Here is a 26833-nt window from a genome sequence, read left to right as displayed (position 1 = left end):
TTTTTGCTTTTGCCCTTATTTGACCAAAAGTTGCTCAACCTAACAACCTTCCCCCCCCCCCCCCCCCCCCGCGTTGCCAAGCAAATGCGCTTCCCTGACAGGAGGGCCCTTCAACCGCCTGATGTTTGCACGCCAAGCAGATAGTGCTGCCTCCCGGCGTGCCGCTTTTGCAGCAGTCTGACTTTCCGGCACGCAAAAAAAAGCTTCAACCTGGCAGATTTTTCTGCGCGGTTGAAGCTTTTTCAAGCTACTCTTTCACGGAGCCGAGCGTAATTCCGTGAACGAAATATCGCTGGATGAACGGGTACAGAATAAGAATCGGCACCATTGAAATAATGATTTTGGCCGAGTTGAACGTCCGGTTGGATACGGCTAAAGCTTCGGCTAATTGCTCGGGGGACATTCCGGGCATCGTGCTTCCCGTCAATTGCACGAACAACGTTTGAATATACGTCTGCAGCGGATAATGCTCCGGTTTGTTCATCAGCACCAGCCCGTCGAAAAAGGCGTTCCAATGATGCACGATGCTGAACAGCGTGACGGTTGCGATCGCCGGCAGCGACAGCGGCACGTACAGGCGGAACATCGTGTACCACGGTCCTGCGCCGTCGATCGCTGCGGCTTCGGAGAGTTCCTTCGGCAAACCGCGAAAAAAGTTCATCAGCAAAATGACGTTAAACACGTTGACTCCGGTCGGAAGCACGAGCGCCCAGATAGTATCGATCAACCCTAACTGCTTGATCGTCATAAACCACGGCACAATTCCGCCGTTGAACAGCATTGTAAAGACGAGAATCCACATATACACATTGCGCATGCGGAATTCCGCCGTTTCCTTCGATAGCGCGTAAGCCATTAAAACGGTCAGCACGAAGTTGATCGCCCCGCCGAGCGCAACCCTGTTCACGGAGTTTACGAACGAGTTGTAAAATTGGCTGTCGTTCAGCACTTTCGTGTAACTGGACCCCGTCGCCTGCACAGGCCACAAAATAACCTGCCCTGCGTCAGCCGCCGCTTTGCTGCTAAAGGATACGGCCAGCGTATGCAAAATAGGAAAAAGGCATATGAGCGAAACGAGGATCAGAATCGCCAGGATGGCCCCGTCTGCGATCCGGTTGCGAATACTGTTACTGCCCACCATAGGCTATCGCCTCCCCGCTAAAATATTCGATAATTGGCAAATCGTCCGGCAAGCACATAAGACACGACGATCAGAATAAAGCTGACAGCCGATTTAAACAGCCCGACAGCCGTCGCCAGACTGTATTGAAGGTCGACAAGGCCTGCACGGTATACGTAGGTATCAATAATATCCGAAGACTGGTACACAACAGGATTGTACATATTGAAAATTTGATCGAAGTTGGCGTTCATCACGTTCCCCAGCGCCAATGTAGCGAGCAAAATAACCGTCGTCCGGAGCCCCGGCAGCGTAACGTGCCACAGCTGCTTCCAGCGGCCGGCGCCGTCGATCCCTGCCGCTTCGTACAAAGCGGGATTAATGGATGTCAAGGCGGCCAAATAGATGATCGTATTGAAGCCGAATTCTTTCCACACGTCGGTTCCGACCAGAATGACCGGGAACCAGGTATTGCTTCCGAAAAACATGATCTTCTTCATGCCCAGCAAGCCGAGCATTTGATTGACGATGCCGTCCAGGGAAAAAATATAGAAAAAGATCGTTGCCAGCAGTACCCATGACATAAAGTGAGGCAAATATACGATTGTTTGTATCCACTTTTTGGCGCTTCTTATCCTGACCTCGTTCAACAGCAGCGCAAACACGACGGGCACGATCAGGTTGGCGATAATTTTGGCAACGGCCAGTACGATCGTATTCGTTAAAAATTGCTTGCTGTCCGGCAGTTGAAACATATACACGAAATTATCGAAGCCGACCCATTCGGAATGGAAAATGCCCCGTGAAGGCTTGAAGTTTTGAAAAGCCATGACCGCCCCTAACATCGGCACGATGCTGAAGACAGCCAGCAGAATCATACCGGGCAGCAGCATGAGATGGTAATGCAGCTCATTGCGATTCATTTTCATCGGATGATCTCACCGCTTTCCGCTTGCTTGATTGGATCGGGGCCCCTGCAGCTACCCTACAGCCGGGAGCCCCTGCCTGACTTGCGATTATTTGGACTTCGCCGACGCTGCGACTTCCTTCGTAATTTCATCGCCGCCAAGCGATTTCCAGCGCGTGACAAAATCGTCGAACGAATCTACGGACTGCTGATTCATAATAATTTTCAGGAACGTTTCGTTTTCCAGCTTCTCAAGCGTCGACCATTTCGTTTCCATCGTGCGGGTCGTGCCGTAAAATACGCTGTACACTTTATCCATCGGCTTCTTGACCGCATCGCCGCCGACCAGGAAGGCGTAGGACGCTTTCCACGCGTTGATGTCTTTTTTCGGATTTTCTTTATCTTTCATGGCAAAATCATAAAGCTGCTTCGTATCCTGATCCAATGTTTTCGGATCAAGCCCGCCAGCCATCGCTTTTTGCACGTTGTCGCTGCGCTTCACGATCGCGTCCGCAAAGTCCAGCAGCAGATCGAAAGGATAGTAATTGCGGCTGTGCACGCCGGTTTGCGATTCGTAATCCGTCAGTTTTTTCGTCTGTTCGGCGTTCGGATCCTGGTTGCGTTCCAGACGGGTGAACACGTTCAGTTCCTTGACGACGGCTTCCGGGGTTTTGTAGCCTTTGCGCACAACGATGTAGCGGTCCGTTACCGGAGCCATGTGGGTGACGTACTTGCCGTTTGCATCCGTCGGAGCCAGCAGCGGAATCCATTCCGCTTTCGTATCGTTCGTTACGGCATCGCCGAGCGGGAAGTAAGGCGCCCACCATGGGCCGAAGAACATGCCGGCTTTGTTGGAGACGATCAGCTCCGTCGATTGCTTGCGCAGCGCGAATTCCTGATCGATCAGCCCGTCTTTATACCAGGACTGCAATTTGGCGAGCGCCTGTTTGTTTTCCGGCGTGATCGATCCGTAGACGACATTGCCGTCTTTATCTTTAATCCAGTTTTTCGGAAAAGCATGGAACGAATCGAACACCGCATCGAAGCCGCTGCTGTTCGGCTTTTGCCCCCAGACGACGGTTTTGTCCCCGGTTATTCCGACCGTATCCGCTTTGCCGTTGCCGTCAGGGTCCTGCTCCTTGAACGCCCTGGCGACTTTTTCGACATCGTCAATCGTCTTCGGCTCGGGCAAATTCAGCTTTTGCAGCCAGTCTTTGCGAATCCACAGCAAGTTCGGCGAATCGGCGTCGATGGCGACATTGGGCAATCCGAGCAGCTTGCCGTTAAATGTGGCGTCCTCCAGCGCTTTGCCGCCCGTGGACTGATAAATATCTTTGACCAGCTTGGACGCATATTTGTTATAGACATCCGTCAAATCCGCCAGCATGTCGTTATCGGCCAATTTGCGGAGCTGGTTGCGGTCTACGACCAATGCGTCCGGCAAATCGCTGCTGGCCATCGCCAGATTCACCTTTTGCGTATACGGATCGGTGCCGGGGGACCCGCCTTTCGCTTCCCAGGTGTGCACAACCTTAATATTGGTCAAGCTCTCCAGATAGCGGGATACGGGATTGTTGTCGTTGGTGTCTCCGGAGGCCAGCTTGTTCGTCTCAGGAAGCGTAAAGCCGATATTCAGCGTGACCGGCTGATCGTATTTTTGATAGGCCAGTTGTTCATTTGTTTCGGAGGTCGTTGCCGCTTTGCCGGAATTGGCGTCGCCGTTGGCCGTGCCGGGGCTCTTCCCGCTATCGGGCGCACTGCTGCATGCAGTGGCGAGCAGTGCCGCGGATACGAAGGCTGTAAACACTTTCAAAGTAACTTTCATCGTAATCCCCCTTGTTTGTATGTCGAATGCTTACACCGTTATTGTATAGGAATCCTGGCAAAGACCGGGAGAGAAAGCCGTTGCCCAGGCTCGTGCGGCTGTCTTGAGATTTCGGACGAATTTCTACCGGCATTAAACCAAATTCGTACCCCGGGCTTTGGAAACGCGGAATTCCGTAGGCAGCAGGCCGTTTTTGGCGCGAAACATTTTGCTGAAATATTTGTCGTCTTCAAAGCCGACGCGGGCCGCGATCTCATAAACGGGATCATCGGTGCCGAGCAGCAGCTCTTCCGCTTTGCGCAAACGCAAATCCCTCAGCACATGGCCGAACGAATCTCCGGCAAAACGCTTGAAGCATTGGCTGAAATAGCTTCGGCTCATGTTGACATGGAGTGCGACGCTTTCCTGGCTCAGCCGATCGCCGTCGCCAAGCCGGCTTGTCATATACAGCATCGCTTTCAGCAGGCTGCTCATCACTTCCCTGGACAGCTCAAGCTCGTTCGATCTACGCATCACCTCGTGTGCCATTTCCCGGAACCAGCGCTTCCACTCCGCCCATGACGCTATCCGGCTTGCTTCCGCAAGCAGATGCGGCGCTTCCGTATGCCAGTGAAACCATTCCTTCCATTCGGTTACAATCCCGCGGGCCAGCAGCCGGATATCCCGTTCCCCGGGACGGACGGCTTCGATATGCGCCACGAAAGACTCCCACTCGTCCCGGTACAAAGCCCATCTCAGCTCCAAAGCCGCTTGAGCCCGCATCCCCCAGCTTTCATCCGGCTGCGCCTTGGAGACTGCGTCCAATTCGGTGGCCGATACGCCGGCATAAGCAGAACCCGGCTTCCATTCGTAAAATAGCCAAGCCCGGATTTGCCCGGCAAGCTTGTCCCGCATGGCTGACAATGAGTCCGGCGCAAGACCGGTCAGATGGAGAGCCCGCCCGCCCCCGCCGGACAAGTGCAGCTTGCGGAGCTTCTCTCCTACGTCGCCGCCGCCCCGCTGCTGGCGCAGCGGGATCAACCAGACGGGGCGATCCGCTTCCCCCGTCTCCTGCAGCTCGCCGAAAGCGTGGCGCAGCGCTTCTTTTTGCCCGGCCGGCGAATCCTCGGCCGGAACGAACGCCAGCGCTTCCTGCACCGGTGCCGCTGCCGAGGCGGATTCGCCGGCATTCCAGGCGATCGATTGGCGGATCCGCTCCTCCGTGCGGATGCGCTCGACAATCCGGTTCATCACCTCGTCGATGCTGTCCATCTCGATCAATGTTTTCACGATGTAATCGATGGCACCGAGGCGCAGCGCTTCCTGCACGTAATCGAACTCATGATGGCACGTCAGCACAACCGTCCAAACGTGAGGATATTGGCGCCGCAGCTCAGCAATCAGCTCAAAACCCGACATGCCCGGCATCGTAATATCGGTGATCAGCAAGTCTACTTCCAATTGACTCAGCAGTTCCAACGCGCCTCTCGCATGGCCCGCCTCGCCGACGATCGTCATTCCGTAAGACTGCCAATCGATCAGGGAAATAAATCCTTTCCGCACAAGTTTCTCGTCGTCGACTACAATCGTTCTAATCATCCAGCTCCTCCTTATTTTTCACGGGAATATCGATCGTCACCGTCGTGCCTTCGTCAACCCGGCTATCAATCGAAAATTGCGCTTCATCGCCAAAATATTTCCGGATCAGCCGGTGCACGTACGAAATGCCGATGCCGAGCCCGCGCGGTCCTGCCGTTTCATCCTCGACCAGCAAGCGCTGCACCGCCTCTTCGCTCATACCCGACCCGTTATCCGTAATCTGAACGCGCACCCTTCCCGGCTTCAGCCACCGCACCGCCGTTTCAATGCGGGCCTCCCGGTCGCCGGAACCGTGATAGATCGCATTTTCCACGAGCGGCTGGAGGATGAACCTCGGAACCAACACCTGGCCGACGCCTTGCTCCGCCTCGACGGTAAAGCCAAAATCGTGATCGTACCGTAGCTTTTGCAGCTCCATATAATTGTTCAGAGCTTCAATCTCATCATCCATCGTCACAATGATGCTCTGCTTGCCCATGTTGTAATGAAGCACCTTGACCAAGAGGGAAACGAGCTTGTCAATCTCCTTCTGCCCGTTCATTCTGGCCAGCCATTGCACGGAATTAAGCGTATTGTGAAGAAAATGGGGATTGATTTGCGTAAGCAGCTTCTCGATCTCCAATTGGCTTTTCCGCTTCTCGTTTTGCTGAACTTCGTCAATGAGCCGGTTGATCTGTTCCTTCATGACCTGAAAATTTTCGAGCAGAAAATCGAACTCCGCAACCTGCGTCATCTGCACCGGCATATCGCGGTTTTCCACCATGGACACGATTTCACGGTTCAGCTTGCGCATCGGGCGGTAAATCATGCGCCATATGAAATAAGCCAGCAGCAGGGCGAATACCAACGTGCCTACGCCGAAAAGCGCGGTCCGCAGCAGCCACCTGTCGATTTCGCTGTTAAACGTCGTTTTTTTAACGAGCGTCACCAGTTTCCAGCCCTGCGCGCTCTCGTGCTGAAACATCAGGTAGCCCCCGTACTCATGCTGCGATTGCAGCGCCTGGAGAAGCTTCGCTTCGCCGGTTTCGTCCGTTATCGCTGCATTTTCCATATAAGTAATTTTGCCCGACTGGTTGACAAGCAAATGTGCAACTTCCATGCCGTAAGCGCGTTGATTCAAAATATTGCGAAACAAATTGTAATTCGTTTCCAAATAAATATACAGCTCGCGCTTGTCGGATGTGGCAACGCTGCGGAAAGCTGAAAACACCATATTGCTGCTCCCGCTGTAGACGGTTTTATGGGGACCGGCATAAGAAGCTCCGTTGTAATCCGTGAAATGCGGCAAACGTCCGGGATCAAAAGCCTTGTTCACACTCAAATTCTCGAACATAATAGGATTGGAGGCGTTAGGCGCATAATAAAACGTAAGTCCGAGATACGGATTCGTAAAATTGACCAAAATCACTTTCTTTTGCATGTTTTCCATCAGTTGGGCTTTTTTATAAGTGTCCTTCTCGTCCATATAAGCTTGCACCTCGCTTACGATTTTATCGTCGAGCGCAAACTGCTTGGATGCAAAGTCCAGATTGTTGAGCGTATTTTCCAGGGCCACCCCCTCCTGGTTCAAGCTCGCTTGAATGCCGGACTGTATTTTATTTTTTAAAATGGAGTACGTTGACGAATACGTCATAATCCCAAACAGCGTTAAAGGCAAAATCGAGGCGGCCAGCACGCTGAGCACCAGACTCCGCCGCACGGAATTTTGCGACCATTGAAAAAGCACGTTTGTAAACCCTCTCATTTTAACTGCTCCCCGCTGCAAAAATACAAACGGCTGACGCGATTACCAGCGAATCGTCAACCGTTGTTTGTCTCATAATGTATTAAACCTCTTCGGGTTTGGCTAGTCAAGCCGCTGCATGAAAATGAATTTTTGCCGCCTATCAGCTATCTTTGACTGCCGGAAATAGTGTAAAATGCAATATAGACTCAAAAATATCGTTGATTCATTAGGAGATGCCAAAATGTCACATGAAGAAATTCTTTTAACCCCCGAGGGACTGCAGCAATTAGAGCTTGAACTTGAAGAGCTCAAGACCGTAAAGCGCAAAGAATTGGCGGCCCGCATAAAAACAGCTATCAGCTACGGCGATTTAAAAGAAAACAGCGAATATCATTCCGCCAAAGATGAGCAAGCTTTTATGGAAACCAGAATCCTTACGCTGGAAAAAATGCTGAAAGTAGCCCGCGTGGCTGACATCGGCGACACATCCGCCGTTCACGTCGGTTCCATCGTCATACTGAACGATTTGGAGTTTTCCGAAAAAGTGGAATACCGGATCGTCGGGCCTTCCGAAGCGAACGTGCCTGAAAACAAAATTTCATACGAAAGCCCTCTGGGAAAATCGCTCCTCGGCAAATCCGTAGGCGACATCATCACCGTCAACGCGCCTGTAGGCGAAATTAAGTATGAACTGCTTGAAATCAGAGCGGCGAATTGATGACGGGGTAAAAAAAGAAAAGTCAGTATGCGCTTTCCGCGCAACTGACTTTTCTTCAAAATAAAGGAAAGCCTATCCCTATAGGTTCCCCATGTAAACTATTTTATTGCTATGTGAACCTCAATTTCTCCATTCGGATCATATTTTTCAAAATCGTATGTATACGCTCTCTCCAGTGTACCTGTGCTCTCACGTTCCCATATCTTTTTCCAAGTGCTTATAACCCCATCTTCTTTTGTTGTGTCCACGTTAAAGATTTCATATTTCGCGTTAATCGGCACTTCCAGTGAAGGCTCGCTGTTGCTATCTTCTATAGCAATGCTTAGCGAATAATCGCCCTTGTAGTCACTCTCGTAATCATGATAGACACCGTAGATCATCATATCTCGATTATTTAGACGATTAAAAGCCTCTTTCCACAATCCTCCAATCTTTTGCAGCAAAAGATCATCATTAAAATTATTAGTTCGTAAACTATTAATGATTGTTAATTTCACAAGTTTTCTTCCTTTCAAATTTACTGAATCGAATGTATGTTCTTACAATAAGTATATCAAGAATTTGGACAGGCATCAACTATTACCGTTCGGCTACGAATGAAGTTCACTTACATAATCGTGGTAAGCATCCGCCAACGTTTTTATGCCGGCCTCGATGCTTTCCGCGCTGACGTAGCTGAAGCAAACTCTCGCATAATTCAAGCCCTCCGCAGCGATATGAAAACTCCTCCCGTCCACAAAGCTGACGCCCCGTTCCTCGGCAAATCGCAAAAACTGGCTCGCATTGAACCGTTCTTCAAACTTGAGCCATATAAAAAAACCGCCCTGCGGCAAATGAAATCCGACATAACTGCCCAAATGCCTCCGGATGGCGCCGGCCATCACGTCCCGCTGGCTGCGGTAATGATCGACCAGCCGCTTCAAATGCGCTTCAAAATCAATGTTATCCAGCAGCATGCCGACAATCTCTTGCGTGAAAACGCCTACGCTGCCTCCCAAGAGCAGCAGTCTTGTTTTGTCGATAATGGTTTTGTCGGCGATAATCCAGCCCAGACGAACGCCAGGCGCGATAATTTTGGAAAAAGTGCCGAAATAAATGACCCGCTGCGGCGATAACGTGTACAGCGGCTGGTTGTATTCGCCTGTGAAATTCAGCTCCATATACGCATCGTCTTCCAAAATCCAGAAATTATACTCCTCCGCGAGCTTAACCAAATGCTTTCTCCGCTCCAGAGACATCGTAACCCCGCTCGGATTATGGAACGTCGGCATCGTATACAACAGCTTGGGAATCGGCTTGTTATGCAGCTTCGCTTGCTTCAGCGCCTCTTCGACCGCATCCACGCGAAGCCCGTTCTCATCGATCGGAAAAGAAGTGATGTTCGCCTCAGCGACGCGAAACGCCTGAAGCGCCCCGAAAAACGAAGGGGCTTCCACCCAAACATGGTCGCCGGGATCGATAATCGCATTCGTCGCAATCGAAATGCCTTGCGTGGCGCCGTAGGTGACCAAAATGTTTTCGTTCTCCACCTGAATGCCGTGCTTGCGGGCGCGATTTTTGATCCACGCCAATATTTTGCCGGGACCTTCCCCGCCGGAATATTGCAGCGCCTTTCTTCCCTGCAAAGCGATGGCTTGCGAGGCTGCCTTTTCCAGTTCGTCGATTGGAAACAGATCCGGCGCCGCAAATCCGAACGACAAATGGACATGGCCCGGCTTCGTAACGGTCGTGCTGCCGATGGACGGCGTGGCGGGAACGCGTTTGGCAAAAGTTAATGACTCCAGCACATTGGACATGAGAAAGACCTGCCTTTTTCGCAAATTAAAAAGAAGCCAGGGCAGCCTGCGTGCAAAGCACTGCGGCCATCCCTAGCTTCCAGATTACCAGTCAGCTAAATTACAAGTATCATACTTGATTTGTTTTCTCATGTCTAATCGAAAACTTCTATTCAAACCGGCTTTGGATAGAAATTACTGCGGGCGCTTGGTGAACACCTGGAAAGTGACGCCGAACTTGTCCGTCACCATACCGTATGCAGGGCTGAAATGGATTTCGCCGAGCGGGATGTTAACTTGGCCGTTTTGCCGCAGCGCATCATACAACTGCCTGGAATGGTCCGCTTCGTCCACCACAATGCAGATGTTCACCTGCGCTCCCTTTGGATAAGCTTGGCCTGTTAGCGTATCGGAAACCATAAGCTCCGCTTCCCCGATTTTCAGTACGGAGTGGGCCACACGGTTTTTGGCTTCCGCGGGTATAGGGACTTGAGGGTCCTCCGGGCCCTCCCCAAACGTCTGTTTAAAAACGACCTTGGCACCCAGCGATTTTTCATAAAACTCAATAGCTTCGTGGGCATTTCCGTCCAGCATAATAAATGGGACCATTTGCATAATCATCGTCCGACAACTCCTCAAGTTCGTTTTTTTACCGGATGCATCCGGTTGTTCTACTTCTCCATTCTAGCTTATAATAGTGACAAGAACTGTCATAAACTAAAAAACGGAGCCGGCAGTACGGAGGAGCGGAATAGCCCCCATTGATCGATTGTAATTATTTGTATGCTCGTGGTGAACTATACACTTGAACCGCTGCGCGGACAGTGTAAAAAAGGCTGCACACCCGCAGCACAAAAAAGCCGCGTTCAATTTTCGACCAAGGTGATGTCATTATGGAAAAACATGCAATCAGGGAACGATTCAAGTTTTTGAATTTGACTTACGAATCCGTACATTTGGGAGTTTTGCTGGCTATCGTCGGAGGATTTCTGGATGCCTATACTTATATAGGCAGGGACGGGGTTTTTGCTACTGCGCAGACGGGGAATATGGTGCTGCTGGGAGCTGGGCTAGCCAAGGGCGAGTGGGCTCAGGCTTTGCTGCACGTACCGCCTATCATCGCGTTCGTATTGGGAGTGGTAGTGGCCGAGACGCTCAAGCATCCTCGTATCGTACAATTGCTGCGAGACGCGTCCCGGGCCGTGCTGCTTCTGGAGATTGTCGTGCTTGCGATTGTCGGTCTGCTGCCGCCGAGTGTGCCGAATATGGCGGTTTCGATCATTATCGCTTTTGTCGCGTCGGTTCAAATTTCATCGTTCACGAAGCTGATCAAATGGTCGTACAATACGACCGTTACGACCGGGAACTTGCGCACGGCGGCTCAGGCCGCATACCTGGCTATTTTCAAACATGACACGGAAGCCAGACAGCGCTGCATCGGGTTTTTCACGATCATCGCCTCGTTCTGTTTTGGAGCACTCATCAGCACTTTGGCCACTTTACAGTTGGGAGCACGGTCCATTTGGATTGCCGCGGCCGTACTTACGTATGCGTTATTGTTTTTCTCTTCCAATAGCCGGAAAAGCGTGTCAAAAGGATAAGTTCACAGCCCCGAATCAGCCTTCGGTGCGAATGATTTCCAAAGCCTGCTCCATTTTTCGTACATAGGCCTGATCCTGGTTCGAACACATGAATGATATGTCGGTGCTGCCGAGCGCATTCAATTGACCGCTGCTTTCCAATACTTGGATCAACCTTTTTACAGTGCCTGCGCTCCCGTCGATAATTTGGATATGCCCGGGCAAAAGACCGCTTAACAGGCGTTTATAAAAAGGATAATGCGTGCAGCCGAGAACGACTGTGCCGTATGCGCTCAGGTCAAACCCGGAAAGCTTCGCTTTAAAATAATCCTCGACCGTGCGGCTGTCGAAATTCAGGCGCTCGCACAACTCGACCAGCTCCGGTAGCGGCAAGGAATCCACGATGCCCTTGTCGTCCGTGCGGGAAATCAGCTGGGCGTAATTCGATTGGCTCAGCGTTAGCTGAGTGGCGAACACCAGCACTCTTTTCCCGCTGGAGCGGTTCATTTCGACCGCCGGTTTGACTGCCGGCTCCATGCCGATGATCGGAATATCGTATGCGCTTCTCAATTCCGCGGCAGCTATGCTTGTGGCGGTGTTGCAAGCGATGACAAGAGCTTTCACGTCTTCTTTGATGATCGTATCCACCGCGTTTTTTACGTGCCGTTTGACCTCGTCCCGCGATTTCGTTCCATAAGGAACGTGGAGCGTATCCGCAAAATATAAAAATTGTTCTTTCGGCAGCTGCTTGATCGCCTTGTGCAATACCGTTATGCCGCCGAGTCCCGAGTCAAAAAAAGCTATTCTCATTGCTTTCACCTTATTATCTAAATTTTGCCTTTGTCAGGCGCTGTTCATTGCAATACTACTATCTTATATGCATTTGGCGCATCTGTCGAATATGGAATGAACATGAGATAAACCTCTATCGAGGTCTTTCGAAGATGAGCGACCGCGTTTAGAGGTAGGTTTATTCGCCAATAAGAATGTGTTCTACACGCTTTAGCGCTGTAAAGAACTTTAAGGTAAAAAGGCTGCTCCCGGGCAGCAGTCGCTGTTCAGGGGCAGCCATCGATATATGCAACGCTATGGCGTTTTGAAGGATTGGATCGCTTGATTCAGCTTGCCGGCAGCTTCAGGGTTGTCAGCAAGCGGCTTGTTCGAGCGAATGGATTGAACGATGCGGCTCAGCAGCTGCTCCGGCATCTCTACGTCGGGCGAAGTGGCCGTAAACGCCGCGATCAGGTTCAGTCCGGGCACCACAAAAATTCGCGGTCCTCCCGATCCCGCTGCATAAAACGTTTCGTACGCCGTCCCGCTGCCTTCGGGCAGCCCTTGGACCAAAGGCTTCGTCCACCACAAATAGCCGTACCCTCCCTGCGTTCCGTCGCCATAATTATGTACCACCCGTTTGATCAGCGACTCCCGGACCCACGATTTGGGAGCAATCGTCGCCCCGTCCCACCGGCCTTCATTCAAATACAGCAAGCCCAACTTGGCCATGTCGCGGACCGTCAACGCCATCGCCCATGCCCCGATGGTGTATCCTTGCGGATCATCGTTCCATTTGACATTCGCAATGCCGAGCGGCGCAAACAAGCGTCTTTTCGCATAGTCGAACAACGATTCGCCCGTCGCTTTATGCACAATTGCCGACAACAGATGCGCGTCTCCGTTGCTGTAGTTGAATATCGTACCGGGCCTGTGGCGGGAAGGACGCTCCAAAATGTTTTGAATCCAGTTCGGCGAATACATCATATCGACTGAAGCTTGATCGTTTTCGTTGCTCCATTCCAGCCCCGAGGTCATATATAACAAATGTTTGATCATAATTTCGGCTTTCAACGGATCGCCCGCCAGCTCGGGGAAAAATTCCGCAAGCGTCTGGTCGACGCTTTTCAGCTTGCGCTCGGCAAGGGCGATGCCCGTAAGCAGGGACGTAATGCTTTTCGTTACCGAACGCACATCTTGCGAGACGTCGGCTTGGGTGCCTTCATCGTACGCTTCCGCCACCAGCCACCCGTTGCGCACAATGACTAAACTGTGCACGTTCCGGGTGCGAAATTCCTCGAGCGCATCGGCGATCGCGGCCGCATCCATCCCCTGCGCCTCCGGCGCCGACGTTCTCCAGCCCTCGGTCGGCCAGTAATGACTCTTGTTGGCGCCGGCTTCCGCAAGGCCGGCTGCTTTCGTCAGCGATTTGTTGGCAAGGCTTATATAGTTTTTGTGTCCGCCCTCTGCAGAGACTGCAAGAGACAGGTCCGTTCCATGTCCGATACGTCTTTTCTTTTTGTTCCCCATACCCTCGTACCCTTCTAATTGTAAAATTATTCTACTTTATATAGGCATCTTACTCTTGAGATATGAATTAATTGTGATCTAAACCTTAAAGGAACATAAAAATTAGATGAAAATAACATTAAAATTTTAACATTTCGTCCGAAATGAGAACAACTTGAGGCTGTACTGTGAAAGCTGATTTTCTGGAAATGTCTGCGTAAATGCAGCAAAAAGACGACTCCGATTCATGTTCTGAACGAGAAGTCGTCTTTTTTGCAAGTTTGAATATTTTCTTAAGGCAATCTCCCAAAATGAACCGCTTCCATCGAAACCGGCTGATCATAACCAGTCCCCAGAGCTAACGCATCATTAGCGGCACGCAGAAAGCCTGCAAAAGTCAGGCTGCCCGATAAAATCGTGACAAAGGGCTATGGGAAACAGTGAAGCCCTATTTTGAGGGACAGCAGCTTTTTCTGGGCGCCGCACCTCTCCTTGTGAGGTCGCGGAACTGAACAAAATCGGCAAAAGACACCACCGTGGTAGGGAAAAAACCTGCGAAAGTGCAGTTTTTTTCTCTGAAATTGGCTTATTTGGGCGAAAAACCTGCAAAAGTGCAGGAATTTTCGCTAAAAGTGAACCTGAGCCCCTGTCCCCGCTGAAAAGCCTGCACAATTGCAGGAATTGTTCGTGGCTAGCGATCAAGAACGCAAATTCCTGTATTTCTGCAGGTTTTCTTCCTGCAGCCGGGCAGATTGTGGTTATCGCCTCTGACTCGGGGGTTTTTGGGCAGCCTGAAAAGTGCATGTTTTTGCTCCCAGATACGCCTGCCCGCGAATATGCAGCTTCAGCCCCATTTTTGCCGATAATTCCTGCACATTTGCAGGCTTTCGCCAAAACGAACCGTGTTCGCCGAAAATGCCTGTACTTTCGACTTTCGCAGGTTTTTCGGTACCCTGCCGAGCCGAATGGGCGGCCACTTTCAAGGAAGAAGCGCTTTAAATTCACCCGTCACTTGCTGATGTCCTTGATTTTCTTCATATGCCTCTTCGCGCTGCAAATTGAATTTTTCCATAATCGGAATGTCACTGACAGAGAACAAATACGCGTCTTCCGAAGCCGCATGTTCATGCCAAGCCCAGTTCGGCACGACGAGGAAATCGCCTTGCGACCAGTCAAACCGCGTTCCGTTGATGATCGTATGACCGGACCCTTTGAACACCTGATAAATGGTCGAGCTGGTGTGCCGGTGAGCTTTGGAACGGAAGCCGGCCGGCAATTTTTGCAGCCAAGCGGCGATGTTCGGATTAGCCGTTTGGCCATTCGACGGATTGATATATTCTACGGCGTACCCGTCATAAGCATCCGGCTCAAAGCGGCACAAGCTTTCAATGGCTGACACAGTTTGCGACCACTTGTAGCTGCCCAGGGGAGCGATTTTCGGCTTGCGGTCCGAAATCGGACGAACCATGCCTCCGGCATATCGCTGAGCCGTGTAATTATCCGGCACAGACGGCTGTTCAAGCCGTTCCGGATAGCTCTCAAAAAACGTGCCGCCAAGCGCATAAATGGTCGGAATGTCCAGAACATCCATCCAAATCATCGGCTGATCGCCGACATGGCCGTGCCCGTGCCACAGACCTGGGGGCGTGATCAGGAAATCGCCTTCTTCCATGAAAATACGCTCGCCCTGAACGATGGAATACGCCCCGCTTCCCCGCATAATGAACCGAAGCGCCCCCTGGGAATGCCGATGAGACGGCGCGGTTTCGCCCGGGAGCAACAACTGAACGGCGGCATAGAGCGTTTGGGTCGTCGAGGCCCAACCCCAAGGCTGGCGGTACGTCAATCCGGGGTTTTGGAAAAAGATGGCCCTTCTTTCCCCGCCGCGATCCGGCGTGAAAATGTCGCGCGCTTCCATAAGTTTGGTGTACAGCGTCTTCCATTTCCACAAATACGGTACGGCTTGCGGTGTCGGCTGCTTGTGCATCAAAGCCGGGATCGCGTTCCAAAGAGGGCCCAAATGATACCGCTCGATATCTTTGTTAAAATCCTGCACGATTTGACTTTGGAAAAAATCAAGTTGTTCTGCCATTGTCCAGTCCCCCTTATTTATTTGACTGAGTTCCTTCTTCAAACGCTTTCAGGTTGCGATGAATTTGATCCAGGTGCTTGTCAAGATGTTCAACCAGGAGATGATCGACGATAAATGACATCGGTTTTGTTCCAAATCGAGGATTGCGGCTAGGAGCCTCGGCGTTGAGGTCGGCATCGCTGAGCGAACCAAGCACTTGATGCACATGCTGCTTTGTATTCGCAATACCCTCCGCAACGCTTTGTACGGTGCGGGAGCCCGCCTGATCCACGGCCGCCAAGCGCGCTTCATGCTGCAGTCCGCGGCCCCATTCCGCTCCCGGGGCTTTGACCAGCCGCTCGATTTCTTGCAGCCAGTACGTCACCGCTTCTTCCACATGACACAAAATTTCCATGATGGACCATTGATCTGCCGCAGGTTTCCGGCGAATCACATCTTCCGGCAATTTTACAGTTTCGGCAATAATCCGGTCCGTCGCAGCGTGGACGTGCGCAATAGCCTCGTTCATATTCATGTTCCACTACTCCTTGTCTATGTTTTTGACCTGATTCTCAAGTACACCGACGCCGGCGATTTCAATGCGGACAACGTCTCCGCCTTTCAGGAACACCTGAGGATCGCGGGCAACACCTACCCCTCCAGGAGTGCCTGTCAAAATCACGTCTCCGGGCTCAAGGGTCATAAGATTCGACAAAAACTCCACCAAATAAGGAACCGTAAACACTAAATTCGCCGTATTCGTATGTTGGCGTTCTTCTCCGTTAACCTTGAGCACGACTTCCAGACCGGAAGCGTCATTCAGCTCATCGCGAGTAACCATCCATGGTCCCATCGGAGCGCTGCCTTCAACCGTTTTGCCTTGCAGCCATTGCAGCGTTCTTCTTTGGAGATCACGATACGTTACGTCGTTGACGATCGTATAACCGGCGACATATTGCAGCGCATCCTTTTCGGAAACGTTTCTGGCGCGCTTGCCGATGACAAAAGCGAGTTCGGCTTCATAATCAAGCTGTTCGGAGATCGGGTAGAAAGGAATATCGTCCTGAGGACCGATGATCGTATTTGCGAACTTCGCGAAGATGACAGGGTACGAAGGGAGCTCGCGGCCCATTTCCAAAATATGCTCGCGGTAATTGTGGCCGACGCAAATCATTTTTCCCGGGTTCAAAACGGGAGCCTCCAGCTTTACATCCGACACGCGATGGACGACCTTATATTTAAAATTGCCGGAGCTGTTGCGAACGAACTCGACTGCTTTCACAGCCAATTCCATACTTTGCTTCCCGCCTTGCAAAAATTCAACCATGTTGGCAGGAATAAACGCCTCGGCGATTTGCTGCGCGCGTAGCTGTCCCTCGGCTTCGAGCTGCGACAAGTAGGCATAATTCAAATCGATGACCTTGTCGTCAAGGATACAACCGATTCTCTTGTACGTTTCGTAGCTAAAACTTACTAATTTCATTTAAAATTCTCCTTTAGCAATGATTTTTTTAATAGATATTATAAATATAGAGAACTTATTTCTCTTATTATAGAATTAGAAGTGGTGTTTTTGTCAATACTGCTTTTCGTCGTAGTTCCAAAATAGGGTTGTCTATTATGAAGTTTGACACTTAGCCGAAATGGCCTTATTATCGAATTGGCGAGTGGGCATCACTAAATTGAACTCGGTTTTGGACAGGTGAGGAAAGATGGAGGATATCAAAAAAGGGACGGTTATCCAGTCCCTGCAAGTTGGACTTACGATTTTGAATTTAATTGCCAAGCATGGACAGCCCATGTCTTTTACGGACATATCCGAAAGGCTGGATATTACCAAAAGTAATTTGTACAAATATTTAAATACGTTTTGCCAAATGGGTGTATTGTACCGCGATAAGAAAAACAGTACATATATTTTGGGCAGCAAACTGATCGAATATGGGATGACTGCGGCTAATCAGGAAAATTTAGTGGACCGCGTTACCCCGTATTTGCACGAAATAACCCGGGAATGCAACGAAACGGCGCTGCTATCCGTGTGGACCGCGAACGGACCGGTGGTGGTGCAGCTTGTTAGCACAAGCCAGGGGTTTAACATCGGGGCCCAGTTGGGAACGAACCTGCCTCTTCTCTCAGCGGCGGGGAAAGTGTTTGCGGCATTTGCCGACCCGGTATTGATCGAGGAATGGAAAAAAAGCGAGCTGCAAAAGATCCCTTTTGACCGGCGAAAAGAGATGGATAAAGAAATTGAGGTTATACAGGCGGAGAAAATCGCTTTCGCGCGGGAGCCGCTAGTTCCGTCCGTTTCCTCCGTATCCGTGCCGATTATGAATTTTAAAAATCAGCTTTTAGGCGTACTGACCGTTGTCGGCTTCAATCATACGATCCCGGATCGCGCCGACGAACAATTGAGCCGGTACTTACTGAAAATGGGACAAGAACTTTCCGAAGGATTCGGGTATTCGTTATAAAAGAATCTGAGGCTGGCGACCCGGGTCAAATCGCCTGTGAAGTCTCGACAGGGCTGGGAGCTAGTGGGATAACACGCGCCGCTCCACCGGGGTAGTTCGTGGAACCGCGTAACTGGGCAGGCAGCAGCTTGGCAAAGAGAAAACCTGCAAAAGTGCAGGTTTTTTCTTCGAAATTGGTTCATTTTGGCGAAAAGCCTGCAAAAGTGCAGGTATTTTCGCTGAAAGTGAGTCTGAGTCCATGTGTTCGGCGAAAAGCCTGTACTTTTGCAGGAATTCAGCGTGGCCAGCGGTCAAGAACGAAAATTCATGTATTTTTGCAGGTTTTCTTCGTACAGCCAAGGCAGATAGTGGCTATCGACTCTGATGTAGGGGTCTTGCACAGCCTGACCTGAGGCCAAGCCTCAGGTCTTTTTGCGCTTCATGCATTACAGCCGGCTGACACGCCTGCCCTTCACCAAATCCACGCCTCATCTGTCGAAGGCCAATGAACGCCATCCTCCCAAGCCAAAACGAACGATTCGTACCTGCGCTGCTCAGGACACGCATCCAAAGGGCCAAAATACCGCCCGATCGCCAACTTTTGCGACTGGTGCGCCTGCAAAGCTTTCGCTTTGACGGGCCAATAGGGTTTGGAATCAACGGTTAATGACGCGCGGCGCCCTTGTTCCAGCAGCGGATTGGACAAGACGTAGTACAGCTTTTTGACCGAAGGGCACCTTCCCTCCAGCACTGCTTTTGTCACTATGCGCGAGATAGCCATGTGGTCCGGATGATAGTTGCCCCCATCTTCAGGAAACGTAACCACAACCTGCGATTCGTGGACTTGAATAAAGTCCGCTACCCGCTGCACAAACGTTTGTTCCTCTGCCGTATTCAGTTTGCCGTCCGGGTAGCCCAGAAACTGCACGGCGGACAAACCGAGAATTTCGGCTGCCGTCCGCATCTCCTTCTCGCGGATTGCGGCCAGCTCCTCATCGGTGGCGTGGCTGTAGGCCCCATTCTTTTTCCCCGCCTCCCCATTCGTCGCCTGCAGAAGAACGGATTCGTTCGCCTCATCGGCAAGTTTGCGGATCAGCGCCGCACAAAGAAACGACTCATCGTCGGGATGGGCAAAAATAAACGCAACGGGCTTAGTCATTTCGGCAAGTCTCCTTTTTCATCTGCTGGTAGCAAATCTCCTTTTTATTTTAGCGCATTCCGGCTGCTATGTGTACAGCCCTGCCCGCGATGAAAATTCAAGGAATTGCTTTTCACCGTCATGGACAACCTACCAATGAAACGGGTTCAACCACAAATTCAACCGTCAAGGAGGCCGAAACCCGATGATGCTGACCGTCTTGCTTTCCGTGGCTTTCATCATCGCCGCCGTTGCATTTATTATGACCGTCGCAGTCATGCGCAAACAGCAAAACGATGAGCTGGACAAAGGAATGAACCTCACCTCGGTGCGCCATCCCTTTATAGCGAATCCGATTTTTATCGCGCTTGTGCTGTTTCCGTTTGCCGTCGTTTTGGGCGCGGCGATCTGGATGTATTATTTCCGCTGATTTGGAGGGGCAGACATGGACAGGGACAAATATTACGTATCCGTTCAATCGAGAACGATTATGCAAAATCAAGGCGACGCCGCGTACGAATTGGATATCCTCGCTACGCCCGAAGAGATTGTGATGCTTCAGGAATTGTTTGTGAACGAGGAAGATTACGATGAAGCGACTTTTTTCAGAACGCATGCGGCAGCCGTTCCTTACCATCACGATCACGACAATGACGGCCATGACGCCAGCCTGAAAGACATTTATCAAACACTGTACAACCTGGGAACGGCGGAGACGAAAGCTCATATCGAGCGCATGGGAATTTTAAGCGATTGAACATTCGCGGCTTATTTCATCCAACCGGGCGCCCACCAATTCCATTTGCCGAGCAGCTTCATTAAGGACGGTACCAAAATCATGCGGACCACCGTAGCGTCTATGAAAATAGCGGCCGCAATGCCGACGCCCAACTGCTTGACTCCGGCAACTTCTCCGAATGCGAACGGTGCTGTCACCGCAATCATAATGGCCGCGGCCGAGGTGATGATTTTGCCCGTTGAAGCCAGTCCTGTCCTTACTGCGAGGTCGTTGTCCGGCTGGCGGCGGTAGGCCTCGCAAATGCGCGATACCAGGAATACCCCGTAATCCATGCTGATGCCGAAAACGAGCCCGAAAATAAATACGGGAATCATAATGGCAATCCGGTCCGGTTCCATCCCCAAATGACCCTCCTGGAAAATCCATACAAGAATGCCAAACGAGGCTCCTATGCCGAGCAAGTTCATGACAATCGTTTTGAGCGGAATAAGAACGGAGCGGAACGCGACAAACAGGACAACGAAATTGGAAATAAAAATAAATGCGAATACTTTTCCGATATGTTCAAAAATAGCGTCAAAAACTTCCTGCTCGTACTTCGGCTCCCCGCCAATAAGAAAAGGAATGCTTCCCGCCTTCCCCTCCTCCTCCCACTGCCTGACCCAATTGAGCGTTGCCGGCGCAGCCCGATCTCCTTTTAACATGACATGAATCAGGACGGGAATCTCCCTCACGGTAGGTCCGGACATCGCAGGCCAGCCGGGTGAAACGAGCTGCGCCCGCTGCACGTACGGGTCGCTTTCCAGTCTGCGCAGCAACGCGTCAAGCTTGCGCCGCCCGTCCTCCTGCTTCAAGAAGCGCGTGCTCTCTTGGACGGCGATATAAACCTGCGAAGTGACCGGCGAAGCAAAATGCGCTTGATACGCTTCGGCGGCCGCGCGGGAATCGTAGCCTTTCGGCAAGGAAGCGGCGTCCGGAATGGCGACCTTCATTTGGCTTAAAGGCAGGAAGCATACGAGCAGCAGCAGCGAGGCCAGAATGGCCGATCGCGCCGGCTTTTTCATGGCGTACAGTGACAATCCGTACCAAAAGTTCGCTTTTCCCGGCCTGGCAGCGGGCCTGCTTTCCGCTTGAATCGCCGGCCATACAAACGAAAACAGCGCAGGCAGCAAAGTGAACGTCAGCAGCACCGACACGGCGAGCACCGCCATCGCGCCTAGAGCAACCGTAGCGAACATCGGCAGCGGGATAAACAATATCCCCGCTAAACCGAGAAATACGCATGCTGAGGAAAATAACACGGCCTTCCCCGCTGTACGCGCGGTGGCGAGAAACGCCTGTTCCGGAGCGGCGTGCCTTAGCTCCTCGCGAAACCGGCTGACCAGCATAAGCGCAAAATCGATGCTGAGCGCCAGGCCCACCATCGGAATGACATTCAACACAAAATTGGAAACTTCAATCGCCGTGCCGATCCTATACATCAACCCCATAGTGACCGTCACTCCGATAACGCCGGCGATTACGGGAATCATCGCGGAGACGATGCCGCCAAAAGCGAGCCACAATATACAAAAAGCGGCCGGAATGCCAATCAGCTCGGCGCTCAGCAAATCACGCCGGCTGGCCGCGTTTACATCCGCCTGCACCGCGGATTTCCCCGTCACCGTCACGTTGATGGAAGACTGCTTCGGCAGCCGCCGATGAATGTCATCAAGAACCGGTTTCATTTCATACGGCTTTTGCTGAAAGCCGAGAAGCGCGTAAGCGTAATTGCCGTCAAGCATGTCCGGCTTTTCCAGCGGCGACGCAGAGAAGCTCAAACCTTCGATTCCGTGAAGGCTCAGCATCGTTTGCCGGATGAACTTGCGGAATTGCTCACCGGAAACGTGCTGCCGTTTTTCAAACACAAGGATAACAGGCTCTTCGGGAATGTGGAAATTAGCGGCCAGGATGCGCTGAACCTGGGCATAGGAGCCATCCGGCCGCAAGCCGTGATCTTTCAGGACGGAAGCCAGTCTGGGGGCGTCCTGCCCGACCAGCAGCAGGAGCAGCGTCCACAGCACGACGATGCTTTTCGGATATCGCAGCGGCAGAACGGCAAGCTTGCGGAAGCCCATATCCGCGCTCTCCTACACATCTAACTGCCGGTTCGGATTGCTTTCTTTCAACCGGGTCCTCTGCACAAAGCCCGACGCCAGTCCCGGCGCGGCATGCGCAAGTCCAAGCAAAACCCGCGGCAAGACCGGGACGCCCAGCAGCCGGTGCACAAGCGTTCCCCACCTCAGGGGGCCCGTGAATTCCCTGCGGACGGACGCAGCGTAATCGCGCTGCCAGTCCGTGAGCGAGATCGCTCCCCGCAAAAAGCGGTCGGCATACGACGCGCACAGCTCGGCCGAGCGCAGAGCCATCGACATGCCGTCGCCGCAAAGCGGCGGGATCATCGAGACTGCGTCCCCTGCGAGGGGAATCTCGTCCCACGCAAGCGGTTTGCGGCTCAGCTCAACCGGCGCAACGGCCGCCTGGGTTCCCGCAACCGGAGCGCCTTGCGCCAGCTTTTCCCGCAGCCTTGGACTACGGCGGGCGGCGGCTTCTATCATCGCCGGAATCGTTTTGTGCGCGTTGTCGGCAACACTTCTTGCCAGCAGCGCCGCGACATTGACGAGTCCGTTCTCAACGGGTGAAATGCCCAAGTACCCGCCGGAAAAAAAATAGAGCTCAACAACCGGCTCCATGTCGATTCCGCTATAGTGGGATTTTACGCCCACATAGGCATGTTTGGCGGAAGCGGCGGGCTTCCGGCCCGGCAGCCCCTTGGCGCCACACGCGGCGATGACGATCCGCGCCCGAAAGGTGGCTGCCGCCTTGTGCCGGCGCGCTTCAACCGTGTACCCTGCGGCATCGGGGTACACGTTCGTTACCGTCGTCGCGGTGTGCAGCCGCACGCCCGACCTTACCGCGGCGCCGTGAAGCGCGGAGTCGAGCGCATACCGGCTCACGCCCCAGGCGGTGCCGGGCAAAGCAATGCCCAGCGGGGCGCCGCCGCCGGGGATCAGACTCGCCCGATGGATCGGACGAGGACAAAGCGCTTCCACGGTCTCGCGCAGCCCGAGCGCCGCCAGCGTGCTTTGCGATTCCGGGGACAGAAATTCCCCGCAAACTTTATGGCGCGGAAACAGCCGGCGGTCGATCAGCACCGTCTCCCACCCTTTGTCCGCGAGAGCTTTGGCCAGGCTGCTCCCGGCAATTCCCGCGCCCAGAACCGCCGCATCGTAGTACCCGTTCATCGTCCTCAACTCCGTTGAATGAATTCACGTTTTTCGAATGACCGCCACGTATCGGAACAGCGGCCTCCAGGCATAGAACAGCTCGGCTGCGTCCAGCGCTTCTCCGAGCTTCTTCCAATCTTCGGAACGAAACCCTTTGGCTACGGACAAAGGCCCGTCATGAACAATGTACCGGTTGCGGGAAACGATTCGCGCGGTCAGCCATACCGCAAACCACGGAATCCAGTGCCGGTGTATGTCATTGATCACCACGCCTAATCGCGACGCTCGGAGCATGCTTCCCACCGCCACAGGCAGAACGCCTGCGGCAAAATGGTGCGCGAACTGCGTTCCCGTGACCACATCTGCGCACGCCGCCTCAAGCTCAAACAAATCGCGGCGCACAACCCGAACGCGCGGTTCGCTGCGAAAAAGCCGGCTGGCCTCTTCGCACGCCTCTTCCGTAATGTCTGCGAGCGTAATCCGCAGATCGATCCCGCTGCTGTCCGCCCATCTCAGAAGCTGCCGGTTCACATCGCCCGACCCCGATCCGATGTCCAATATGGATAGCCGGCTCGGCTTATTCGATTCCGCCCATAATCGCCGTATCCCGTAAAGGGCGGGGCCGGCGGCGCCGAAAATCCGGTTCAGCAATCGCAGATCCCGCAATGCCTCCTGAAGCTCGGAGCCCCCTTGGGACAGATCGTCCATCAGTTCGGGCTTCTCGGCCCGCCGCCGCAGCAGGCTAAACATGTGCGGCACCTGTCAGCCGCCTCGGGATAACGGGGCTCGGAACATAGTCGAACCGGAGCAGCTCGGCGGTAAGTCCGGGGCCGAAAGCAAGCGCGATGCCGCTGGCCGGTTCTGCGCCGCGGTTCGCCAAGTCCCGCTTCATTTGCTGCAGGACGAATAAAATCGTCGCCGAAGACATGTTGCCGTAATCGCGAAGCACCGCCCGGCTGGGGCCTGCCTGCTCGTCCGCAAGTTCAAATACGTCCTGCAGCGTATCGACGATGCCCCGGCCTCCCGGATGAATCGCCCAAAGATCCGGCTTGCGCTTGCCATGCAGCAGCAGTTCCGCCTCTGCGGGAATGAATCGGCCGATCAGTTTGGGAATATGCGGCGAAAGGTATAGATCGAAACCGTAATTGCCAACCTCCCACACCATTTCGCCGGCGGAGTCCGGCAGCAGCACGGAATGCCCCTGGCCCAGCTGAAAAATGCCTCTGTGATGAGGCCCTGCGGAGCCGATGATACAGGCGGAAGCTCCGTCGCCGAAAAACGATGCGCCGAACAGCGCTTCCCGCGTGCCGGAGGGCTGCATATGCAGCGTGCACAGTTCCACGCAGACGACCAGTACTTTGGCGGCCAGATCGCCGGAAACGATGTGCCCGGAAAGGGCGACGGCCTTCAATCCGGCCGCACAGCCCAAAAATTGCAGCGGAATCCGGGTCACTGTAGCGCTCAGTCCCAACTGCCGGACGAGCTCCGCATCGAGGCCCGGCAAAAACTGTCCGGTACAGCTGACCGTGATCAGATGGCTTATCTCCGAAGCGTCCGTTCCGCTGTCCGCCATAGCTTTCCGGGCGGCTTCCAGTGCGAGGGGAACGGATTCTCTCTTATAAACTTTCATGCGTTCGGCGGTCGTCGGGACGTCATCGAACGAGTCGCGGGGCAAATACCGGCATTCGGCAGCCGATTCGAGCAGGTTCGGCTCGCACGTATACCGCGTCTGTACCCCGCACTGCTTGAAAATCCGCTTCGCCCAGCGTACGGAATCGGGGTGATTTTTCAATGCCTCGGCCAATCTGTCGGCCGTATCCGACTGATCGATACGATACGCCGGCACGGCCGTCCCTATTCCCAGGACCGCAGTGATGGGAGCTTGCTTTTCCATTTCCAACATCCATCTCCTCCCGCAATGTGCGACGTTCTCAACTGGGACAAGTGCTGCCGCTTTAACCATAACTATTCCCGTTTGCTTCTCAATATGACTGACGTCTGCCGCCGGGCAAAAATAAAGAGCCGCTCTGTAGTCAGAGCAGCCCTTCGATCCGGACGTCACGAGGATTCGACGACGGTTTGCAGCGGCTTTTTCGCCGGCCCTTCAAGCACGTCTCCTTTATAAGAAAATCTGGAGCCATGGCACGGGCAATCCCAGGAACGTTCCCCCTGGTTCCATTCGACTTCGCATCCCATATGCGTGCATGTCGTGTCTACCATATGCAGCCCGCCTTGCTGATCCCGGTACGCTCCGGCTCTCTTGCCGTTCACCCTCACGACGGCGCCTTCGTCGGGCTCCAGCTCCTGCGGCGTCCTGTGAACCATCTCCAGCTTGCCTTCGACAAGATGCTTCGCCACGTCCGCATTTTGCACGATGAACGTCTTCAAATCCGGATCGGCATGAAATCTGGCCGGTTTGAAAAGATCCCGGTACGGGCTCCCTTTGCCCGTTATCTCCTTTTCCAGCAGCAGCGCCGCCGCAGTTCCCGTAGTCATGCCCCATTTCTTGTAGCCTGTCGCAATCCAAATGTTTGCTTCGTCCGAGCCCGTCTTTCCGATATAAGGGAACTTGTCCAGCGTAACTAAATCTTGAGCCGACCAGCGGTAGCGGATTTCCTTCAACGCAAAATGATCTTCGGCAAAATATTGCAGCGCCTCGTAATGCTGCATCGTGCAGACGCCTTGCCCCGTTTTGTGGCCTTCGCCTCCGATGAGAATAAGCCTTTCGCCATTCACCGTGGCCGACCGGATAGATCGTTTGGGCGCTTCCGCGCTGATGTACATACCCCCCGGATAGTCTGCGCCGCTTGTAATCCCGAGCACGTAGGACCGCTCCGCATGCAGCCTCGCAAAATAAAAGCCCCCTCCGTCGTAAAATGGAAAGTGGGAGCACGAAACGACATGATCGCAGGTGATCTTGTGCCCCTCGTTCGTCACTACCGACGCGGGCTTCCCTTTTTCAACGGTTGCGGCAGCCGTAAGTTCGTAAATTTGGCCCCCTTGTTTGACGATCTGGTCGACCAGATGAGTCAAATACGGCACAGGGTTAAACCTGGCCTGATTGTTCATCATAACGGCGGCTTTGACGCCGAAAGGCAGCGGGGTCTGTTCCGTGTACGAGCCGGGGATCCCGAGCGATTCATAAGCTTTCATTTCGGCTTGCAATTGCGGCACATACTCGTCAGAATTCGTATATACATAAGCATCTTCCTCGGAATAATCGCAAACAATTTGCCGCTCCTGAACCGTTTGCCTGATGAATTGCATAGCTTCCCGGTTCGCCTCGTAATAGAGCTTTGACTGCTCCTGACCGAAATGGGCGATAAATTCGTTGTAAACAAGGTCATGCTGGGCGGTTATTTTGGCCGTCGTGTGTCCTGTCGTGCCGTTCAATATTAGCCCCGCATCGATCAAGGCCACTTTGAGCCCCTGCCCCGACAGCAGGTAAGCGGTCGTGATCCCGGTAATTCCGGCTCCGACGATCGCCACATCCACGCTGATGCTGTTCGTAAGTTTGGGAAAGCGCGGAATGCCTGAAGAGGTGATCCAGCACGATTCCGGAAATTGCGGGAGGGTGGATGGAGAAATCTGTTGTTTGTCCATGAATCTTCCCCTTTCTTCCTTTTAAACATAATATCACCTGTACCGGTTTTATTA

At 52.9% G+C, this 26833-nt stretch carries 25 protein-coding genes; 6 read left to right on the top strand and 19 right to left on the bottom strand.

The features are described from left to right. Nucleotides 1-247: 247 nt before the first annotated feature. From AC3G2T_RS19215 to AC3G2T_RS19195, 5 genes are all read right to left on the bottom strand, one after another. Complete coding sequence (locus AC3G2T_RS19215; RefSeq protein ID WP_488436556.1) at nucleotides 248-1141, bottom strand: carbohydrate ABC transporter permease; 894 nt, start codon at nucleotides 1139-1141, stop codon at nucleotides 248-250. A gap of 17 nt (nucleotides 1142-1158) precedes the next feature. Further along, a complete protein-coding gene (locus AC3G2T_RS19210; RefSeq protein WP_474680856.1) occupies nucleotides 1159-2049 on the bottom strand; it encodes an ABC transporter permease in 891 nt (296 codons plus the stop codon). 87 nt (nucleotides 2050-2136) lie between these two features. Beyond that, complete coding sequence (locus tag AC3G2T_RS19205; protein WP_488436555.1) at nucleotides 2137-3852, bottom strand: extracellular solute-binding protein; 1716 nt, start codon at nucleotides 3850-3852, stop codon at nucleotides 2137-2139. A gap of 132 nt (nucleotides 3853-3984) precedes the next feature. Next, entirely contained in the window at nucleotides 3985-5430 is a 1446-nt protein-coding gene (locus AC3G2T_RS19200; RefSeq protein WP_488436554.1) for a response regulator transcription factor, read from the bottom strand. After that, a complete protein-coding gene (locus AC3G2T_RS19195; RefSeq protein WP_488436553.1) occupies nucleotides 5423-7174 on the bottom strand; it encodes a sensor histidine kinase in 1752 nt (583 codons plus the stop codon). The genes AC3G2T_RS19200 and AC3G2T_RS19195 overlap by 8 nt, the downstream gene beginning before the upstream one ends. Before the next feature lie 223 nt (nucleotides 7175-7397). Between AC3G2T_RS19195 and greA the strand changes: the two genes are divergently transcribed. Further along, the gene (gene greA, locus AC3G2T_RS19190) at nucleotides 7398-7874 is read left to right on the top strand and encodes a transcription elongation factor GreA (protein WP_474680852.1); all 477 of its coding nucleotides are present in this window, start codon (nucleotides 7398-7400) and stop codon (nucleotides 7872-7874) included. A 98-nt stretch (nucleotides 7875-7972) separates the two neighbouring features. Here the strand turns inward: greA and AC3G2T_RS19185 are convergent, their stop codons facing one another. The 3 genes from AC3G2T_RS19185 to AC3G2T_RS19175 all read right to left on the bottom strand — a co-directional run bounded on the left by AC3G2T_RS19185 (nucleotide 7973) and on the right by AC3G2T_RS19175 (nucleotide 10270). Next, entirely contained in the window at nucleotides 7973-8371 is a 399-nt protein-coding gene (locus AC3G2T_RS19185; protein ID WP_488436552.1) for a GyrI-like domain-containing protein, read from the bottom strand. 93 nt (nucleotides 8372-8464) lie between these two features. Continuing rightward, entirely contained in the window at nucleotides 8465-9670 is a 1206-nt protein-coding gene (locus AC3G2T_RS19180; protein WP_488436551.1) for an aminotransferase-like domain-containing protein, read from the bottom strand. A 174-nt stretch (nucleotides 9671-9844) separates the two neighbouring features. Continuing rightward, nucleotides 9845-10270, bottom strand: coding sequence for a VOC family protein (locus AC3G2T_RS19175; protein WP_474680849.1), 426 nt, complete (start codon nucleotides 10268-10270; stop codon nucleotides 9845-9847). A gap of 272 nt (nucleotides 10271-10542) precedes the next feature. Here AC3G2T_RS19175 and AC3G2T_RS19170 point away from each other — a divergent pair, with 272 nt between their 5' ends. Then, the gene (locus tag AC3G2T_RS19170) at nucleotides 10543-11250 is read left to right on the top strand and encodes a YoaK family protein (protein ID WP_488436550.1); all 708 of its coding nucleotides are present in this window, start codon (nucleotides 10543-10545) and stop codon (nucleotides 11248-11250) included. A gap of 15 nt (nucleotides 11251-11265) precedes the next feature. Here AC3G2T_RS19170 and murI read toward each other — a convergent pair whose 3' ends face one another. The 5 genes from murI to AC3G2T_RS19145 form a co-directional block, all read right to left on the bottom strand. Beyond that, complete coding sequence (murI, locus tag AC3G2T_RS19165) at nucleotides 11266-12039, bottom strand: glutamate racemase (protein ID WP_474680847.1); 774 nt, start codon at nucleotides 12037-12039, stop codon at nucleotides 11266-11268. Between the two features lie 276 nt (nucleotides 12040-12315). Then, entirely contained in the window at nucleotides 12316-13530 is a 1215-nt protein-coding gene (locus AC3G2T_RS19160; protein ID WP_474680846.1) for a serine hydrolase domain-containing protein, read from the bottom strand. A 958-nt stretch (nucleotides 13531-14488) separates the two neighbouring features. Further along, nucleotides 14489-15601 (bottom strand): cupin domain-containing protein, encoded by a 1113-nt coding sequence (locus AC3G2T_RS19155; protein WP_474680845.1) that lies wholly within the window; start codon nucleotides 15599-15601, stop codon nucleotides 14489-14491. A 13-nt stretch (nucleotides 15602-15614) separates the two neighbouring features. Next, a complete protein-coding gene (locus AC3G2T_RS19150) occupies nucleotides 15615-16115 on the bottom strand; it encodes a DinB family protein (RefSeq protein WP_474680844.1) in 501 nt (166 codons plus the stop codon). Nucleotides 16116-16121: 6 nt separating this feature from the next. Then, nucleotides 16122-17063 (bottom strand): fumarylacetoacetate hydrolase family protein, encoded by a 942-nt coding sequence (locus AC3G2T_RS19145; RefSeq protein ID WP_474680843.1) that lies wholly within the window; start codon nucleotides 17061-17063, stop codon nucleotides 16122-16124. 229 nt (nucleotides 17064-17292) lie between these two features. Here AC3G2T_RS19145 and AC3G2T_RS19140 point away from each other — a divergent pair, with 229 nt between their 5' ends. Further along, entirely contained in the window at nucleotides 17293-18054 is a 762-nt protein-coding gene (locus tag AC3G2T_RS19140; RefSeq protein WP_474680842.1) for an IclR family transcriptional regulator, read from the top strand. A 128-nt stretch (nucleotides 18055-18182) separates the two neighbouring features. Next, nucleotides 18183-18446 carry a hypothetical protein gene (locus tag AC3G2T_RS19135; protein WP_488436549.1) on the top strand — a complete coding sequence of 88 codons (264 nt, stop codon included), beginning with the start codon at nucleotides 18183-18185 and terminating at the stop codon, nucleotides 18444-18446. A gap of 59 nt (nucleotides 18447-18505) precedes the next feature. On the opposite strand, the gene AC3G2T_RS19130 is transcribed toward AC3G2T_RS19135, so the two are convergent. Beyond that, a complete protein-coding gene (locus AC3G2T_RS19130) occupies nucleotides 18506-19192 on the bottom strand; it encodes a PIG-L deacetylase family protein (RefSeq protein ID WP_474680841.1) in 687 nt (228 codons plus the stop codon). Between the two features lie 184 nt (nucleotides 19193-19376). Here AC3G2T_RS19130 and AC3G2T_RS19125 point away from each other — a divergent pair, with 184 nt between their 5' ends. Together AC3G2T_RS19125 and AC3G2T_RS19120 are read left to right on the top strand one after the other, a co-directional pair. Beyond that, a complete protein-coding gene (locus AC3G2T_RS19125; RefSeq protein WP_474680840.1) occupies nucleotides 19377-19601 on the top strand; it encodes a hypothetical protein in 225 nt (74 codons plus the stop codon). Between the two features lie 15 nt (nucleotides 19602-19616). Then, entirely contained in the window at nucleotides 19617-19928 is a 312-nt protein-coding gene (locus AC3G2T_RS19120) for a hypothetical protein (RefSeq protein ID WP_474680839.1), read from the top strand. Between the two features lie 11 nt (nucleotides 19929-19939). Here AC3G2T_RS19120 and AC3G2T_RS19115 read toward each other — a convergent pair whose 3' ends face one another. The 5 genes from AC3G2T_RS19115 to AC3G2T_RS19095 form a co-directional block, all read right to left on the bottom strand. Further along, nucleotides 19940-22027, bottom strand: coding sequence for an MMPL family transporter (locus tag AC3G2T_RS19115; protein WP_488436548.1), 2088 nt, complete (start codon nucleotides 22025-22027; stop codon nucleotides 19940-19942). Between the two features lie 12 nt (nucleotides 22028-22039). Next, nucleotides 22040-23194, bottom strand: a complete 1155-nt coding sequence (locus AC3G2T_RS19110; RefSeq protein ID WP_474680837.1) for an NAD(P)/FAD-dependent oxidoreductase — start codon at nucleotides 23192-23194, stop codon at nucleotides 22040-22042. Nucleotides 23195-23218: 24 nt separating this feature from the next. Then, on the bottom strand, nucleotides 23219-23926 hold the full coding sequence (locus tag AC3G2T_RS19105) for a methyltransferase domain-containing protein (RefSeq protein WP_488436564.1): 708 nt from the start codon (nucleotides 23924-23926) through the stop codon (nucleotides 23219-23221). Further along, the gene (locus tag AC3G2T_RS19100) at nucleotides 23919-25070 is read right to left on the bottom strand and encodes a type III polyketide synthase (protein WP_488436563.1); all 1152 of its coding nucleotides are present in this window, start codon (nucleotides 25068-25070) and stop codon (nucleotides 23919-23921) included. Before AC3G2T_RS19100 ends, AC3G2T_RS19105 begins: the two co-directional genes overlap by 8 nt. Before the next feature lie 164 nt (nucleotides 25071-25234). Continuing rightward, entirely contained in the window at nucleotides 25235-26779 is a 1545-nt protein-coding gene (locus AC3G2T_RS19095) for an FAD-dependent oxidoreductase (RefSeq protein WP_488436547.1), read from the bottom strand. Nucleotides 26780-26833 lie beyond the last annotated feature (54 nt).

The organism is Paenibacillus sp. sgz302191 (assembly GCF_057749925.1).
Note: the sequence above shows the minus strand (reverse complement) of the source record. Positions and strands in the feature narration are given on the sequence as shown.